Below are 16,659 nucleotides of genomic sequence, written 5' to 3'. Positions count from 1 at the left end.
CATACTTGCTGTGTTAAAGCTAAATTAATTATTTTTTTAACTTTGACACAGTTCCATTTACAGTCTCTACTAAAATCGCCCGCAAGCAGTGGTCGAGAATGCATAACTCTATTTCTAATAGGAGCTATTTCATTTAACTTAGTCGTTAGCCCTTTTAATTCTCTAATTATTTCGACCGGAATAAAATCACTATTCTGAAAAAGAATAGTATACGAATCCTGAAAATCTATGAAATTAATTGCCTCATCTAAATTATTATTTATGTCAAGTCCATAATTTTCTGTTTGAAAACGTTTTCTGACTTTTTCTTTTAGGTCAGGAGTTCTTAGAAAGCTCAGGTCTTGATGCAGAGGAATTATATGTTTTTGGATTAGATATCTCAAATCCATCTCTATTGCATAGATATATGCAGCTAATGTTAATCTAACTTCTGTTACCTTCTGCATCATTTATTAAGTTTACTTGAGGCCATACTTTTATCCTTTAGGTATCCTTTAGGTATCCTTTAGGTTGAGGCGAATCAGATTCTCTGATTGCGCCTTCTTCACAAACTGTTGTGCCAATTCCTCTGCAAACTGCTTCACCTTTTTCTCAAAAAGAACTCCATCCTCTTCTTCCGCTTGGCAATTGCAGCCCGAAAGACAGGCTATGGACATTTATGCTGCTCTTTTGCCTGCATCTAAATTTATGGGAAATGGTAATTCTTTCCTTGTAAATTTCAGGTTGAGAAATTTTTTCCAGTTTCTCCTATTCTTCTGTTTGATTTAAGCTAACTGGGTTGCCTTATAGCCCCCATTCTCCTGATTTACTTCCAGAGTATAAGGGCTAAAAGGGGAGTTCAATTGAATAGAAACAAAACCATTTCTATTCAAATTTCCCAGCTTTCTTTCCTGCTCAATGGTATATTCCTGAAGGCTTTCTTCCAGCTTTACCTTTGGGGCAACTCCGAGCGCCAGGCTCAGTTCAATTAATTTGCTTAGTGAAAAGTTGAAATTGCCATTCACGATTTGTGAAACATAGCCCTTGCTGACACCTAATTCCTTTGCCAGGGCAGACTGGTTCAGCTGCTTTTCTTCCATATACTGATGAACCATACAGAAAATATCATTCTGGATTCTTTCAAGCCAATACTCAGGGGTTTGATGCAATTGTTCTCTTGAAATCATAATGCTTTATCGTTTAAGTAGGCTTCTTTAATCTTTCTAAGCCTTCTAATATTTTAAAATTGGTGGTAAGAACCTCCCTGCTGTAAAACCTCTTGGCACGAATTGCTTGTTCGTGGCATATTGATTACCTTTGTAAAAGCAATCTCCGTACTTCCTCTCCCAGATACCTAATGCTGGTGATGAAGCCAGTTTTTTTTCGTTTAGGGCTTTTTCACTCTTAAAATCCATAGCCAATCCCCTGCAGGTTCTCTCGAATCCGCTTCTCCAGCTCAGCCCCTTCCTCAAACTGTTGAGCCAGCTCATTCGTCAGCAACTTCATCTTTTCTTCAAAGGGAACTCCATCATCCTCCTCCGCTTCGGAGCCTACAAAGCGGCCGGGAGATAAGACAAAGTTGCTGGTCTTTACCTCTTCCAATGGGGCGGCTTTGCAGAAGCCTTCCACATCGGCATAATTCCCATTCAAGTTGCGCCACTGATGGTAGGTGTCGGCTATTTTAGAAATGTCGGCATCTTCAAACACCCGCAGGCGGCGGCTCACCATTTTGCCCAGCTTTCGGGCATCGATGAACAGGATTTCCCCTTTGCGTTCCCGGTGCTCGCCATCCTGCCCATCCCTGTTTTTACTCAGGATAAAGAGGCAGGCAGGGATACCGGTGGTCATGAACAGCTTGTCGGGCATCTGCACAATGCAGTCGACCATGCCCTGCTCAATCATATATTCCCGCACGTTTTTCTCGCCGGCACTTCCGGTGGTCATGGCGCCATTGGCCATCACAACACCAGCCGTGCCGCGCTCGCTGAGGTGGTGCCAGAGGGTTTGGAACCACATATAGTTGGCATTGCCTGGGGTGGTAAATTCTTCCTTGGCGCCAAACAGCCGCGGGTCGTTCTCCGGCAGCTGCTCCGGGTGCCAGTTGGAGATGTTGAAGGGAGGATTCATCAGCGCATAGTCCGCCTTCAGTTCCGGAAAACGGTCCTGCAGCAGGGAGTCGCCCAGCTTTACATCGAAAGAGAGGTTACGCAGTAAAAGGTTCATCTTACAGAGGCGCAGCGTGCCTTCGTAGCGTTCCTGTCCGTAGATGGAGATATCGTTTTTATTTCCGCCATGGGCCTGGGCAAACTTGAGGCTCTGCACAAACATACCACCGGAGCCACAGGCCAGGTCCATAATGCGGCCTTTCAGCGGCTCAATCATTTCTACCAGCAGCCGCACCACCGAGCCGGGCGTAAAGAACTGTCCGGCGCCGGAGCCTTCGGCCATGGCAAACTTGCCGATATAGTATTCATATACCCGTCCGTAGATATCACTCTCCGGATTGTTAATTTCGGAGAACTTCTCTTTAGAGAAAAGGTTAATCAGTCCCGCCACCTGGGCAGGGGAAAGCTGGCTTTTCACAAAGATAGGCTCCAGTACGCCTTTATAGTCGAGATTGCGCTGGGACAGGATTTCATCAATCAGCACAAAAGCCTGGTCGACTTTTACCTTGATGTCATCCTGCTCGGCATGCTCACGCAGGAAGGTCCAGGTGGCTTCCTTTGGCAGACGGTACACATTCTTTACCTGGTACTCCAGTTCATCCTCCAGCACCTCGCTTTGCTCCTCGGAATCGATATTGTAATAAGTACTTTTCGGGTCGGAAAAGGATTGCTTTATTTCCTGCTGCCGTACCTCATAGCGTTCCGAGAGGTGCTTCAGGAACAGCAGGGAGAGTACATAATCTTTATATTGGTTTTCGGCTACTGCCCCGCGCAGTTCGTTGGCAGCATCCCACAATTCTTTTTCAAAATCAATATCTGCCCGGGCTTTGGCAGGGGAGGAGTCTTTCTTTGGCATCTGTTCTTCCTTTCTTCACTATATTATTCCTGAAAATAAGGAAATTCAGGGGAGTTCCGGAAGCAATTTTCTGATAATTTTATCTTTTGTTGGAAGCCAAAGTGGGAGTAGTTTGTATTTAATTGGCAGTGAGTGGATTAGTGGAAAGAATTTCAATGCTGCGAATCAATCCGATACGCGATGCTACTGCTAACACTGAAGTGGACATTAGAACAAGGGGCAAAAAAAATCACCTGACAATTAAGTTTTCAGGTGGTTCATATTAATGTTTGCCGATAGCTTTCTCTTATTCTGCTTGTTCTGTTGCCTGCTTGCTTTTTATCAGGCTGCCAATATCAATGGCGGGTAAATAATACCTTCCTGTCGGACTTTGAGAGCTTGCATTGCTTAACTCGCCCCGCAAGCTGTTAATTACTATGTTGAGGGATGAAAAAACGCGTAGGTTACCCGCCACCGATTCCTGCAGCTGTTCAGCATTGCTTAGCTGAAAGATGCCAACGCCCTGGGCTGCTAAATGAAGTCCGGGCAACTTTTCTTCACCGGTATTCACTTCTATGTTCACCCAGACCTGGAAAAAGTCGTCCTCCAGTGATTGATGATTAAAATCAATCTCAATGGGATACTGGTCCATGATTTCATTCCAGTATTCCACCTCTTTTTCCGGTTCTATAAAGCGGAGGTACTTTTCATACAGATAAAAGCTAACAAGCTTTAAGGGAGAAGTAGTTGCTATCATACGGCCATGGCGTTAGAATCCACATCCAGTTCATAGTTGAAATCTTCCGGCTCATGGGTCGTTTCATTTCTGCGGTATACCCACAAACCATCCTTATCAGCCCTTGGAGAATAGTACTGTCGTAATTGTTTTTCTTTGGTGCTTACATAAAACTCAATATCGAGGGCCTCTGCCATTTTCTGAACAATGCTGAAGTTTGGGTTGCGGTCTCCCATAAACAGCTGGGTAATATAAGAAGGGGAGGTACCTACCTTCTTTGCCAGCTCTTTCTTCTTGATGTTTTGCTTTTCCATGGCCTCATCAATCTCCGACAGGAACTTAAAGATTAGCATCTGCGTGTTATGCTCGTGCTTCTCTTCTTTATTTTCCAGGTTAACTAAATCGGCAAATGCTTTTTGTATATCGTTCTTATTCATCGAATTCGTACTCATATTTGGCTACTTTACGGATGATTTGTTTTTCTTTATTGGTGAGCCCCTGGGATTTTTTCTTTTCCAGTAGCTCACAGGCGATAATCACAAATACTTTTTTGTCCTTCCGGCTAAATTGCTGGCAATAAATACGGGGATTGTTTTTCCCTTTTGCCAGCTTGATAGCCGTTACATGCTCACAACCTTTTTCGATGTTTTCTTTGTCATACAAATCTCTGGGAGGGCGGTTTTCATTCAGTATTAAATCCGTTACAAGTGCAAACTTCTTTTTATACGCACTGGTACTGTTTAAAAAATCTATTATTTGCGGAGCATTTTCAGCATCTACATAAAATTCTTTCTTACCATCGTTAGATAAACGGATGAGATTGGCTTTTCGTTTCGACAAAATTAACTTATTGCTTAATTTCTCAAAATATTTTGCTCACTTATTATTTAAACAGCCGGATTGTTTTTTAACAAGCATCTCCTAAAGATATAAAAACAATAGATATAGGATACTTGTAGCGGGGTAAATTATTTGGAGCAAAAGGAGGTTAGCTGAAATTTAACAGACTGGGAGCTGTACGAAAAAGGTTTTAATTCTTTTAGTTAATTTTCTTTTTCCATTGGAAGAATAAAATTAGGGTAATTCAAAAACTAAAGTAAACCAGCGCCTTTGGGTGAGGGTCAGGTACTTTAGCTGGTTCAAAATTAGTAAGGGTGAGCTTAGAGATTATCTTCAGGATTTCCTATCCGGCTGATTTTATCAGGATTAAAGTTTAAGGAAGCCAGGAACCAGTATATTTCCCTCCTTCCTTATTCTAAATCCTCCCGAAAAAGTTCTTCTAAAGTAATTCCAAAGGAATTTACTACACTTGGTAAAGAGCCAATGCGCATGTCAATGCTGCCGGCCTCATACTTTCCATATTATGACCTGTTAAAATTGTAGATGAATTCACCACCACTTTTGAATCTCTTTTTTCTCTTCTTAAATTCTTGAGCTTTGGCTCTTGCTATTCTGTATTAGGTTTTTTATATTTTATGCTTAATAAGTTTAAACTTTAAATCATAAATGTTATGCCCGTAAAACATACGCCATCAGGTGAGGTCCATAAAGGACAAGCAGAGGAAGAACTGGATGTGGAGTAGACACAAATCAACTTAGATCTCATTGGGTCAATACAAATGAGCGAATTACCTGTGGTAAAAATGGTTGTAAAAACTAAGATAGTTATTAGTTAAAACACAAACACGAGCAGTTCCGTTTTTAGAAGAGTTCGTGATTTGCGGAATTTAAAAGGTTAACTGTGGTGGACCAGTAAATCCACTACAGTTAACAATTTTCAACGTTATATTAAGTTTCTTTAGATTTGAGGAGCTGACTATTTATTTGCCTCACCAACGAATTCGCATTTTTCTTTTGAAACTTGCCTGGTTTTGAGGAGGGATTTATAAGAGAAACGATAAAAAATTAGTTTGTACAATCGCCTGTTTTCCCACCTCTTTGCTTCTTTTAAGGTTACCTAATCGGAAATATTTGCAAATATATAAGTATCTGAAGACATTAGTTAATAGTATGTAAAGATTGGCTATTCTTAACGTACCTTGCCTATTAAAGATATGCTACTTCCTTCCTTGTTTGTTCTCCTTTTCAATAGGGGGGATAAATTCTTTAGGGATAGAAAATTCAAAGTTGAATAACTCTTTTGGGTGAACTCCAATTGCCCTGGAGATTTGGGCGATATTACTTATGGAGGTATTTGTTTCTCCCCTTAAAATCCTGCCTACCTGCCTTAAATCAAATCCGGTTCTTTCACTTAAAACTTCCTGACCAATATTCTTTTCTTCACAAATCTCTAGTATTCGCTTGCGCACCTTATCAATGAATTCCTGGTCCTTGTAGTTTTTCTTCTTCACAAGGACAATTTGTTACAGTCCATGAAGAAATGTTAGGACATATTTGTCCTATTTAAATTTTTTCCATATCTTAGATCTAATTAATCAAACTTTCTAATCTGATAACTAAAGGAAGAGTAGAAGGATTTTGATTTTGTAAATTATATTTGCGATACTTCAAAATTAAAAGCATTTGAAGCATTCGCACTGATAGTCTCGTCTTAGAAAACTGGCATTTTCATTGACCACGGGACGGTAAGTGTAGTGCTCACGCTATTGGCGTGGGCCCACTTATTCGTGGTCGGGTATGCCAGTACCTCTAAGACGGATAAGCCGGGTTCCACGCCATCTTTTTTTGGTGCATGCTTTCCGCCCTGCTTTCCCTTCGGAGACTCTTTTTTTTAAAAAGACACAACGCTGTTTTGCTGGTTCCTAACAACAGGAACCGGCAGGCGCTAAACCCTTTTTGCAATGGAACATGCCTATCATATCTGGCTGCATTGTCACCGGCCACCGGCCTGAACCGCTCACCTTTGGGTGGAGCCACTTCCTGCGTCCTGGCTGCTAAGCTTATTTTGCTGGCAGTACAGGTAGGGAATGGGGGCTCCGCCTTTTCCCGGGGAGGGCCCGTGCTTGCCGGCGGCAGGGGCTTTCCTTTCTCTGTATGCTTATCCTGTATGCTTATATACCTGTCGCATAAACCATTTTTATGCGTACCGGTACCGCTATGTCTTTGTTGTTAGTAGCGGCACCGGAAAGGGGGGCAACTCGTGCCTCCTTCCGGGCCTGCTAACAAATGCCAGGACCCTCTTCATGAGGGTGTGAAGGGGTGGGCTTTGTCCTGTACACGGCCTGCTTCAACACCCCTCTGCTATTAAAAGGGAGTGCTGCTCCCGGCCTTTCCGCTCTTCCTGTCCTGTAACCCGCCGGCACCTGGGTACAGGCAGGAGGGGAGGGAGGCTTATCCAACCACCTTAAATCTGCTATCATGAAAAATTATATGCTTTTACTCCTGCTTGGCCTGCTGCTGGGCTCTCTGCCTGCTTATGCGCAGCAGGGACCAGCTACCCTGCGGGGCAAAATTACCGACGAGCAGGGAAATCCCCTGCCGGGCGCAAACCTCTACCTGCTGCAAAGCCACTCAGGGGCGGTAACGGATACGGAAGGGCTTTTCAGTCTCGAAGTACCGGCGGAGGCTTACCAAATGGGCGATACGCTCCGCATTTCTTTCCTGGGCTATGTAACGGAAAGCCTGCCGCTCCCGGAAGAAAATTACCTGGAGGTAGCCCTTATGCCGGACATTGCCACTCTCATGGAGGTGGAGGTGGTATCTACCGGCTACCAGCAGCTGCCCAAGGAAAGGGCCACAGGCTCCTTCGTGCAGGTAGAGGAGGAGCTGATTAACCGCTCGGTGGGTCCTGATATTCTCAGCCGCCTGGAAGGAGTGGCCTCGGGCGTGCTTTTTTCGCCGTACGGGGATGGTTCCGACATTACCATTCGCGGCCGCTCTACGCTCTTTGCCAATGAAGATCCCCTTATCGTGCTCGACAACTTTCCCTACGAAGGCGACATCTCCAACATCAATCCCAACGATGTGGAAAGCATTACGGTGCTGAAAGATGCGGCTGCCGCCTCCATCTGGGGTGCCCGCGCAGGGAACGGGGTGATTGTGATTACCACCAAAGGGGGGCGCTTTCAGCAGGCTCCGCGGCTGTCCTTTAACAGCAACCTGACCATCGGGCAGCAGCCGGATGCCTTTTATGTCCCCCGCATGTCGACCGCGGATTTTATTGCTACGGAGCGAACCCTTTTTGAGACAGGCTACTACAACTTTGCTGAAACGGCCTACGATAAGCGGCCGCTCACGCCCCTGGTGGAGCTGCTTATTTACCAGCGGGAGGGGCGCATTTCTGCCGAAGCGCTGCAGAGGGAAATCGAACGCCTGCAGGAACAGGATGTGCGACATGATTTTGCCGATTACCTCTACCGCCCCAGCGTACTGCAGCAGTATTCCGCCAGCCTTAGCGGAGGAGATGAACGCCAGCGCTATTACCTATCTGCAGGCTGGGATAAAAACCTGGAAAGGCTGGTAGGGGAAGGGAACAGCCGTGTAACGCTCAATGCCAAAAACAACTGGACCTTCTTCAGCAACAAACTGCGGTTTGGTGCGGACATTTATTATGCACAGCGCGGGGAGGAAAATAAAGGCCTGGACCCGCTCTTCCTGCGGCAGTCCACCAACGATGGCCTGCCCCCCTACAGCCGCCTTGCCGACGATGCCGGGCAGCCGCTGATGCTGATAAAAGACTACCGCCTCCAATTCGTGGAGCAGGCGGAAAGGGCAGGCCTGCTGAACTGGCGCTACAGCCCGCTACAGGAAATGGAGCTGCTGGATAAAACAGCCGCCGTAACAGATTTCCGTACCCGCCTGGAGACAAGTTATCAGCTGCTGCCTTCCCTGGAGGCTTCCCTCTTCTACCAATACTGGAGCGGACAACAACTAGGCAGGGACCATTACCCGGAAGAAAGCTACTTTGCGCGCGACCTGGTAAACCGCTTTACGCAGGTAGGTGCCGATGGTACGCTCAGCCGTCCGATACCAGTAGGTGGGGTGCTGGATGAGTACATGTTCCTTTCGGCCAGCCACAACCTGCGGGCACAGCTGCAGTTCTCCGAAACCTTCCGGGAACGGCATGAGCTGAATGCCCTGGCAGGCTGGGAGGCAAGAGGGGTGGAAAGCCGGAGCAGCAGCTTCCGCTACTACGGCTACCAGGAGGATAAGGCGCTGCAGGCTGCCGTAGATGCCGCAACGCTCTTTCCGCAATACCATTATCCCGGTCGCCGGCTGGCCATACCCAACGGGCAGGAGCTGGACATCCTGCACGACCGCTTCCTGTCGTACTACGCCAATGCTTCCTATGCTTATGACCGCCGCTACCTGCTTACGCTCAGCGCCCGGAAGGACCAGTCGAACCTATTTGGGGTGGAGGCTAACCAGCGGGGTGTGCCGCTCTGGTCGGCAGGGCTGGGCTGGAACCTGCATGGCGAAGGCTTTTACCGCTGGAAGGCGCTGCCTTACCTGAAGCTGCGTGCCACTTACGGCTACAACGGGAACATCGATAAAAGTGTGTCGGCCTTTACCACCGCCCGCCTCATGGGCAACAGCTGGGATACCCGTCTGCCCTATGCGGGCATTACCAATCCGCCCAACCCGGCCCTGCAGTGGGAGCGGGTGGAAATCCTCAACCTGGGCCTGGACTTTGCCAGCCGCAACTACCGCCTGAGCGGGAGCCTGGAGTATTACCGCAAGAACGGCCGGGACCTGATTGGCTATGCACCGGTTTCGCCGGTAACGGGCCTGGCTGAATTCCGCGGCAATGTGGCCGCCACGGAAGGGCAGGGGCTCGACCTGCAGCTGAGCAGCCTGAATGTGGCGGGTGCTTTCAACTGGCAGACGGACTGGCTGTACAGCTATGCCACCACCACGGTAACCGATTACCGGGCAGAGGTGCCTGCCTACCTGCTGCTACAGAACGGCGTTTTTCCGCGCGAAGGCTTTCCGCCCCGCGCCCTCTACAGCTATCGCTGGGGTGGTCTGAATGGGGACACCGGCAATCCGCAGGGCTTTCTGGACGGGGAAATCAGCGAAGATTACGGGTCTATTATCGGCAATATGGAGCCGGACAGCCTGATTTACCATGGCTCTCTTCAGCCGACCCATTTCGGTGCCCTGCGCAATACCTTCAGCTGGGAAGGGTTTTCGCTATCCTGCAACATCACCTACCGCCTGGGCTACTACTTCCGCCGCGAATCTATCCGCTACGGCACCAACCGCGGGCTGGGTGGCCATGGCGATTATGCCTTTCGCTGGCAGCAAACCGGGGACGAAGCCTTTACGCAGGTGCCTTCTGTTCCGGAGCAGGGTAGTTCCTACCGCGATGACTTTTACACCTATTCCGAAATGCTGGTAGAGCGGGGCGATCATGTCCGCCTGCAGGATGTGCGCCTGAGCTATACCCTTAGCCGGGAAGTGTGGCCGGGGCTGCCTTTCCGGGAGCTGCAGGTCTACGGCTACGCCAGCCACCTGGGGATACTCTGGAAAGCCACCAGCGCGGTGCCCGACCCGGATTACCGGAACATGCCCGCTCTCCGGAGCTGGTCTGTCGGCTTACGAGCCAATTTCTAAACCTTAATCTAACACCCTATGAAACTAATCAATAACCATTTCCGCTGGCTTCCGGCACTTTTACTGGCTGTATGGCTGCTTACCGCCTGCGAAGACTATCTGGACATAAAGCCGGATAATGCCCTGCTGGTGCCCACCAGCCTGCAGGATTTTCAGGCCCTGCTCGATAATGACTTCGAAGTGATGAACCAGGAGCCTGCCCTCGGCTTTATGGGGGCCGACAATTATTACCTGCTGCCCGAAGACTGGAACAGCCTGCTGACGGAAATCGAACGCAATGCTTATATCTGGGCGGAGGAAATTTACGGCAGCAGCCTGCCGGAGGACTGGAGTCTGCCTTATAAACAGGTTTTTTATGCCAATGTGGTGCTGGAGGGGCTGGAGAAAATGGAGGTAACAGCAGAGGAGCAGGCTGAATGGGAACGCCTGAAGGGCAGCGCCCTTTTTTACCGCTCCTATGCCTTCCATTCGCTCAGTCAGCTGTTTGCACCTGCCTATGTTCCAGGCAGGGCAGCGGACCTTCCGGGTATTCCCCTGCGCCTGAGTGCGGACATCAACCAGCCGGTGGAGCGGGCAAGCCTGCAGGAAACCTATGCGGAAATCCTCAACTCCCTGGAGGAGGCAGTGCCTTTGCTTCCGCCCATGAGCAGCTATAAAACCCGCCCCGGCAAAGCCGCCGCTTATGCGCTGCTGGCCCGGGTAAGCCTGAATAAGCAGGACTATGAAGCGGCCGCGGCTTATGCCGACAGCAGCCTCGGGATTTACCATTCCCTGATGGATTATAACCACCTGGATTCGGCCGTGGCGGTGCCTTTCCCGCTCTTCAACGAGGAGGTAATTTTCCATAGCGTCCTTTATCCTTATGAAATGCCCTTTAACCGGGCGCTGGTGGAGGAAGATTTCTATGCCCGCTATGCGGAGGAGGACCTGCGGAAATCGCTCTTCTTTAGCCGGAAGGATGATGGGAGCCTGTTTTTCCGGGGGCACTATTCCGGGCAGTTTTATTTCCTGTTCGGCGGACTGGCGACGGATGAGGTGTACCTGATTCGGGCCGAAAGCCGCGCCCGTCTGGGGGATGTAAGCTGCGCGCTGGAAGACCTGAATAGGCTTCTGTCCACCCGCTGGGAAAGCGGCACCTTCGAGCCTTTTACGGCCGCCAATGCTAGGGAAGCGCTGGACCTCATCCTGGAGGAGCGGCGCAAGGAGCTGCTGTTCCGCGGCCTGCGCTGGAGCGACCTGCGGCGGCTCAACCAGGATCCCCGCTATGCGAAAACCCTGGTGCGAAAAGTAGACGGGGAGGTGTATACCCTGCCCCCGGGAAGCCCCCGCTGGGTATACCCGATTCCTGAACAGGAAATCGAGCAAAGCGGTATTGAGCAGAACCCTCGCTGAAAAAGCGGCCGGTCCGGCTGTCGACAGACTGTATCCTGTCGACAGCCACTGCCCCCGCTTCTTACCTGATGGGCCTGGCAGCAGGTCCTTCCTCAGTTGCCTTCCAATCCTAACCTTGAAAAGTAAAAAGCATGAATGAAATAAAGATTTTAATTCTGGGCATCGGGCTCCTCCTGGCAGGGCTGCCCGGAGCTGCGCAGGTGCTGAAGCCTGCAGACTGGACCTATTACACTTCGCAGGAAGAGGTGGAAATAGGACAGGAAATAGAGCTATTCTTTGATGCGGAACTCGACAAAAGCTGGTTTATGTATGCATCGGATATCGATCCGGGCCTGGGACCGGTCCCCGCCAGCTTTTCCTTTGAACCGCACGAAAGCTATGAGCTGCTGGGAAAAATTGAATCGGTTCAGCCAACCCAAAAGTACGACCCCCTGTGGGAGGGGGATGTCCGCTTTTTTGAAGGGCAGGCCCTGTTCCGGCAGCGCATCCGGGTGCTGGCCGAAAACCCGCAGATACAGGGCACCCACCGGTACCAGCTCTGCAGCAGACGCGACGGCCGCTGCATTATGGAAGAGGCTGACTTTGTCTTTAACCAGCTAAAGGTAAAGCCGCGGCCTCCTGGAAGGCAGCAGCCGGAAAAGCGGGTCCGGCAGGAAAAGGCTGCGGGGCGGCACAAAGCCCTTCCGCTTCCTGCTGCTCCGGCAGATACCGCCGGTACTCGGGAGAGGCCGGCAGTGGAACAGCAGGAAGCCGGCGGTGAAGCCCTGCAGGAGCAGGAAAGCCTGCGGCTGACAAATCCTCAGGAGGATGCTGCCCCAGCGGATGCTGCCCCAGCGGATACTGCCGCGGAGGAAGGCCTGTGGCATTTTGCCCTCCTGGCTTTTATGGCCGGACTGGCAGCCCTGCTTACACCCTGCGTCTTTCCTGTTATCCCCCTAACGGTAAGCTGGTTTGCCTTTGAAAGAGCACCGGCAGCAGGAGGGAAAGCCGGGCCGGGCAAGCCGCTTCTGTACGGCTTTTCCATCATCGCTATCTATACAGTAGCAGGTACCCTGCTGGCCTGGCTCAACGGCCCGGCTTTTGCCAACTGGCTCAGTACTCACTGGCTGCCCAACCTCCTCTTCTTCGGGGTATTTACCCTCTTTGGCCTTTCTTTTCTGGGGCTGTTTGAAATTCGGCTGCCGGCTTCCTGGATAAACCGGGCGGACCGCCAGGCAGATAAAGGGGGTAGCCTGGGGGTGTTTTTTATGGCCTTTACGCTGGTGCTGGTTTCCTTTTCCTGTACGGGCCCGCTGGTTGGTACCCTGCTGGTTGCTTCGGCCGGAGGGGCGGTGCTGCTGCCCCTTGTAGGCATGTTTTTCTTTTCCCTGGCTTTTGCCCTTCCTTTTACCCTGCTGGCCCTTTTTCCGCAATGGCTCAATAAGCTGCCGGCCTCCGGCAGCTGGCTCCATTCGGTAAAGGTGGTGCTGGGCTTTCTGGAGCTGGCCCTGGGCCTGAAATTCCTGAGCGTAGCCGACCAGGTGTACCACTGGGACCTACTGGACCGGGAGGTTTACCTGGCCTTGTGGATTACTATCTTTTCCCTGATGGGCCTTTACCTGCTGGGGAAGCTGCGCCTGTCGGGTGCAGACGGCAACGAAAAGGTGGGGGTGCCGCGTCTCCTGCTGGCCCTGGCGGCTTTTAGTTTTGTGATGTACCTGCTGCCCGGCATGTTCGGAGCGCCCCTTCCTGCACTGGCCGGATATCTGCCTCCGAGGCAGGCAGGAGGGGTGGTAACAGCCGGTTTTCCCGGCCAAAGTTCTACGGCTGCTTCTCTTAGCAGGGAAGGTTCCGGCATCTGTGATGCGCCCTTATATGGCGATAAGCTGCACTGGCCCCATGGCCTGCAGGGCTATTTTGAGCTGGAGCAGGCCATAGCCTGTGCAAAGGAACAGGGTAAGCCGCTTTTTATTGCCTTTACCGGGCATGGCTGCGTGAACTGCCGCGAAATGGAAGCCCGGGTGTGGAGCAATCCCAGGGTACTGCAGCTGCTGAAAGAGGAATATGTACTGCTGGCCCTTTATGTGGATGAGAAAACGGAACTGCCGGAAGCTGAATGGTATCGTTCGGAAGTGGACGGCCGGATAAAAAAGTCCGTGGGCGGGCAGCATGCAGATTACCAGATTAGCCGCTTCGGGACCAATGCGCAGCCTTACTATGTGCTGCTGGACCCGGAAAGCGGACAGCTGCTGATAGACCCCATGGCCTATGAACTGAATCCGGACCGCTTTGCCGCTTTCCTGGAGCAGGGAAAAAGGGCCTACAGGAGTATCCGGCAGCTGGGCGAAGGGATCGGCAGCCCGGAAAGGGCTGCTCCGGCCCGGGGGGTGCTGTAAAGCCGGAAGCGGTTCAGGCACTGTCTGCTCCCGGGGGAGCAGAGCTATAAGTTCTTAGATTTTTCAAAACCTGAATAATATAAACATCAAATGGAAACGCAGGAAATCATTCAATATGCCGATAAAGTACTGGAAGATAAGTTTTACCGCCTGGGCTTTCTCATCGGCAATACGCCTATGCTGGAGCTTCGCTACTGCTATAAAGGGAAGCCGGGCAGCATCTTCGTAAAATGTGAACAATATAACCTGAGCGGCAGCATCAAGGACCGGATGGCCCTCCGGATACTGGAAAAGGCCTGGAGGAGGGGGCATCTGAAGCCGGGGGATACCATTGTGGAAGCTACCAGCGGCAACAGCGGAATTGCCTTTGCAGCTGTCGGGCAGGCATTGGGGCACCCGGTGAAAGTAGTGATGCCGAACTGGCTGACCCGGGAACGGGCCGTCCTGATGGAAGCAATGGGGGCTACGGTACGGCTGGTGAGCCGTGAGGAGGGCGGCTTTATGCGGAGCATTCAGCTGGCCACCGAAATGGGTGCCATGGACCCGAATGTTTTTCTGCCCCGGCAGTTCGAGAATGCCGATAATGTGCAGGCCCATGCCCAGACCACCGGACCGGAAATTGTGGCGCAGCTGTCCCGGCTGGGCAGGCTGCCGGATGCTTTTGTGGCCGGTGTAGGGACGGGAGGAACCGTCATGGGGGTAGGGAGCTATCTGCGAAGTGTCAATCCCGAGGTGCGTATCCACCCGCTGGAACCGGCGGAATCGCCCACCCTCTCTACCGGCCGCAAGTGCGGCTTTCACCGGATTCAGGGGATTTCCGATGAGTTTATTCCGCCCATTGTCCGCCTGGATGAGCTGGCACCGGTGGTACAGGCACAGGAGGAGGATGCTATCCTGATGGCGCAGAAGCTGGCGGCCAGGCTGGGACTGGGCGTCGGCTTCTCCTCCGGGGCCAATGTCGTCGGCGCCATCCGGCTTCAGCAGGAGCTGGGGCAGGATTCCACCGTGGTAACAGTGCTGCCCGACAGCAACAAAAAATACCTGAGCACCGACCTGCTCTGGGAGCACTCCTCCCGGGAAGGCTATGTGACGCCTGAAGTAGAGTTCAGGGATTATGTACCTATTGCACGACTTGCATAAGCAGCAGCCTCCCTCCGCCTGCTCCTTCTTTGGAAGGGCAGGGTGGGAGGAGGTGCTGGGTCAGGGGCTTTTTCTGCCGGCTTTGGTAATCAGCACCTCAAATGAAACACTTAACTACCTAATACCTATGAAAAATTTAGCCAGGGCTTTGTGCCTGTTATTGTTCTTCTTTTGTTTGTCTGCCCGGGGGCAGTCAGACCCGACTGCTTTAAGACCTTTAGGGATAGGCGATACGCTGCCACCCTATATCCTGGAAAACGTCATGAACCACCCCGAAGGCCGGATTCAGCTGGGAGATTACCGCGGCAGCTGGCTGGTGCTGGACTTCTGGGCCAGCTGGTGCGGGGCCTGCATCGGGATGTTCCCGAAAACAGATTCCCTGGAGCGGCTGTTCGAGGGGAAAATCCACTTTCTGCCGGTGACCTATGAGCCGGAGGCGGTGGTGCAGAATACTTTTGCGAAGCGTAAGCTCCTGCAGGGTTTAAAGCCACCGATGGTTGTACGGGATATGACTCTGCGGGCGCTCTTTCCCCATGAAAGCCTGCCGCACTACGTATGGATAGACCCGCAGGGGGTGGTGCGGGCACAAACCAGCCTGAATGAAGTAAATGCGGCTAATATCCGCCTCCTGCTGGAAGATGGCTCCGTAGCCGGAGAGTTCCGGCAGCCACGCCTGCAAAGCCTGCCTTTCGACCGGGAGGATAAGCTGGGCAGGCTGCATGAGCTCCTGCCGGAAAAGAATGCAATCTACCAGTCTACGCTAAGCGGTTATGTTGAAGGTCTGGGAGGCTTTTATACTTACCGGCAGTCGAAGGAGGGGCAGCCGGGGCGGATTATCCTGATGAACTACCCGCTTCGAGGCTTATATCAGCTGGCTTACAGCAGCGTAGCCGTTTTTTTTGGCCTGAACCGGATTGCGGTAGAGGTGGAAGAAACCGCCCCCTTCGATGCAGGAGGGGCAGGGGAAGCTTATGAGGACTGGCTGCGGCAGGGGAACGGCTACTGCTATGAACTGCAGTTTCCGGCGCGTCTGGCGGGACAGGAGTTTAGCATGATGCAGGAAGACCTGGACCGCCTCTTTCCGCAGTACCGGGCAAGGGTAGAGGTAAGAGAGTGGCCTGTCTGGGCGCTGGTACGCACTAACCGGAAAGAAAAGTTTAAAAGCGGGGGTGGGCAAGCGAAAGCTGATGTCCGGCCTTTCGGGCTCCGGCTGCAAAATACAACCTTTCATCCGCTGGTCCGCCTGCTCAATATCCAGTATATGCAGCACCTGGACGGACCGGTGGTGGATCTCACGGGCTATGAAGGCATGGTAGATCTGGAGCTGGAAACGGAAATGAATGATGTGGAAGCCGTGCGCAGGGCCCTTCAACCCTATGGTCTTGACCTGCAGAAAAGAAAAGCCAAAGTCCCCGTACTGGTGATTCGGGATAGGGCGCAAAAGGAGGAATAAGGTATCGACGGCACTTTATGCAGTAGGTTCTGAAGGTAGCCTGTGGTGGGTTTAAGAACAGAAAAAGC

General features: G+C 51.3%; 13 protein-coding genes. 5 read left to right on the top strand and 8 right to left on the bottom strand.

The window, feature by feature from the left end; all coding sequences use genetic code 11:
• The 8 genes from F752_RS0119325 to F752_RS0119280 form a co-directional block, all read right to left on the bottom strand.
• A partial coding sequence (locus F752_RS0119325) for a hypothetical protein (protein WP_026135857.1) occupies positions 1-449 on the bottom strand: 449 nt, incomplete at its 3' end.
• Between the two features lie 45 nt (positions 450-494).
• On the bottom strand, positions 495-656 hold the full coding sequence (locus F752_RS26330) for a hypothetical protein (RefSeq protein ID WP_017733395.1): 162 nt from the start codon (positions 654-656) through the stop codon (positions 495-497).
• 108 nt (positions 657-764) lie between these two features.
• Positions 765-1,166, bottom strand: a complete 402-nt coding sequence (locus F752_RS0119310) for a helix-turn-helix domain-containing protein (protein WP_017733394.1) — start codon at positions 1,164-1,166, stop codon at positions 765-767.
• Positions 1,167-1,383: 217 nt separating this feature from the next.
• Positions 1,384-3,000 carry a type I restriction-modification system subunit M gene (locus F752_RS0119300; RefSeq protein ID WP_017733392.1) on the bottom strand — a complete coding sequence of 539 codons (1,617 nt, stop codon included), beginning with the start codon at positions 2,998-3,000 and terminating at the stop codon, positions 1,384-1,386.
• Positions 3,001-3,286: 286 nt separating this feature from the next.
• Entirely contained in the window at positions 3,287-3,736 is a 450-nt protein-coding gene (locus F752_RS0119295) for a protein-export chaperone SecB (protein WP_017733391.1), read from the bottom strand.
• Entirely contained in the window at positions 3,733-4,167 is a 435-nt protein-coding gene (locus F752_RS24640) for a helix-turn-helix domain-containing protein (protein ID WP_081604612.1), read from the bottom strand. The genes F752_RS0119295 and F752_RS24640 overlap by 4 nt, the downstream gene beginning before the upstream one ends.
• Positions 4,145-4,555 carry a hypothetical protein gene (locus F752_RS0119285; protein WP_017733389.1) on the bottom strand — a complete coding sequence of 137 codons (411 nt, stop codon included), beginning with the start codon at positions 4,553-4,555 and terminating at the stop codon, positions 4,145-4,147. Before F752_RS0119285 ends, F752_RS24640 begins: the two co-directional genes overlap by 23 nt.
• Before the next feature lie 1,217 nt (positions 4,556-5,772).
• Positions 5,773-6,066, bottom strand: coding sequence for a helix-turn-helix domain-containing protein (locus F752_RS0119280; protein ID WP_017733388.1), 294 nt, complete (start codon positions 6,064-6,066; stop codon positions 5,773-5,775).
• A 967-nt stretch (positions 6,067-7,033) separates the two neighbouring features.
• Here F752_RS0119280 and F752_RS24635 point away from each other — a divergent pair.
• The 5 genes from F752_RS24635 to F752_RS0119250 all read left to right on the top strand — a co-directional run bounded on the left by F752_RS24635 (position 7,034) and on the right by F752_RS0119250 (position 16,591).
• Positions 7,034-10,231 (top strand): SusC/RagA family TonB-linked outer membrane protein, encoded by a 3,198-nt coding sequence (locus F752_RS24635; RefSeq protein WP_017733386.1) that lies wholly within the window; start codon positions 7,034-7,036, stop codon positions 10,229-10,231.
• Between the two features lie 18 nt (positions 10,232-10,249).
• A complete protein-coding gene (locus F752_RS0119265) occupies positions 10,250-11,623 on the top strand; it encodes a RagB/SusD family nutrient uptake outer membrane protein (RefSeq protein WP_017733385.1) in 1,374 nt (457 codons plus the stop codon).
• A 131-nt stretch (positions 11,624-11,754) separates the two neighbouring features.
• Entirely contained in the window at positions 11,755-13,998 is a 2,244-nt protein-coding gene (locus F752_RS0119260; protein WP_017733384.1) for a protein-disulfide reductase DsbD family protein, read from the top strand.
• A 90-nt stretch (positions 13,999-14,088) separates the two neighbouring features.
• On the top strand, positions 14,089-15,138 hold the full coding sequence (locus F752_RS0119255) for a PLP-dependent cysteine synthase family protein (protein WP_017733383.1): 1,050 nt from the start codon (positions 14,089-14,091) through the stop codon (positions 15,136-15,138).
• Positions 15,139-15,265: 127 nt separating this feature from the next.
• Positions 15,266-16,591 (top strand): DUF3738 domain-containing protein, encoded by a 1,326-nt coding sequence (locus F752_RS0119250; protein WP_160164144.1) that lies wholly within the window; start codon positions 15,266-15,268, stop codon positions 16,589-16,591.
• Positions 16,592-16,659: the final 68 nt, after the last annotated feature.

Source organism: Nafulsella turpanensis ZLM-10, assembly GCF_000346615.1.
GTDB classification, from domain to species: domain Bacteria; phylum Bacteroidota; class Bacteroidia; order Cytophagales; family Cyclobacteriaceae; genus Nafulsella; species Nafulsella turpanensis.
This window is presented reverse-complemented; position numbering and strand designations above follow the sequence as displayed.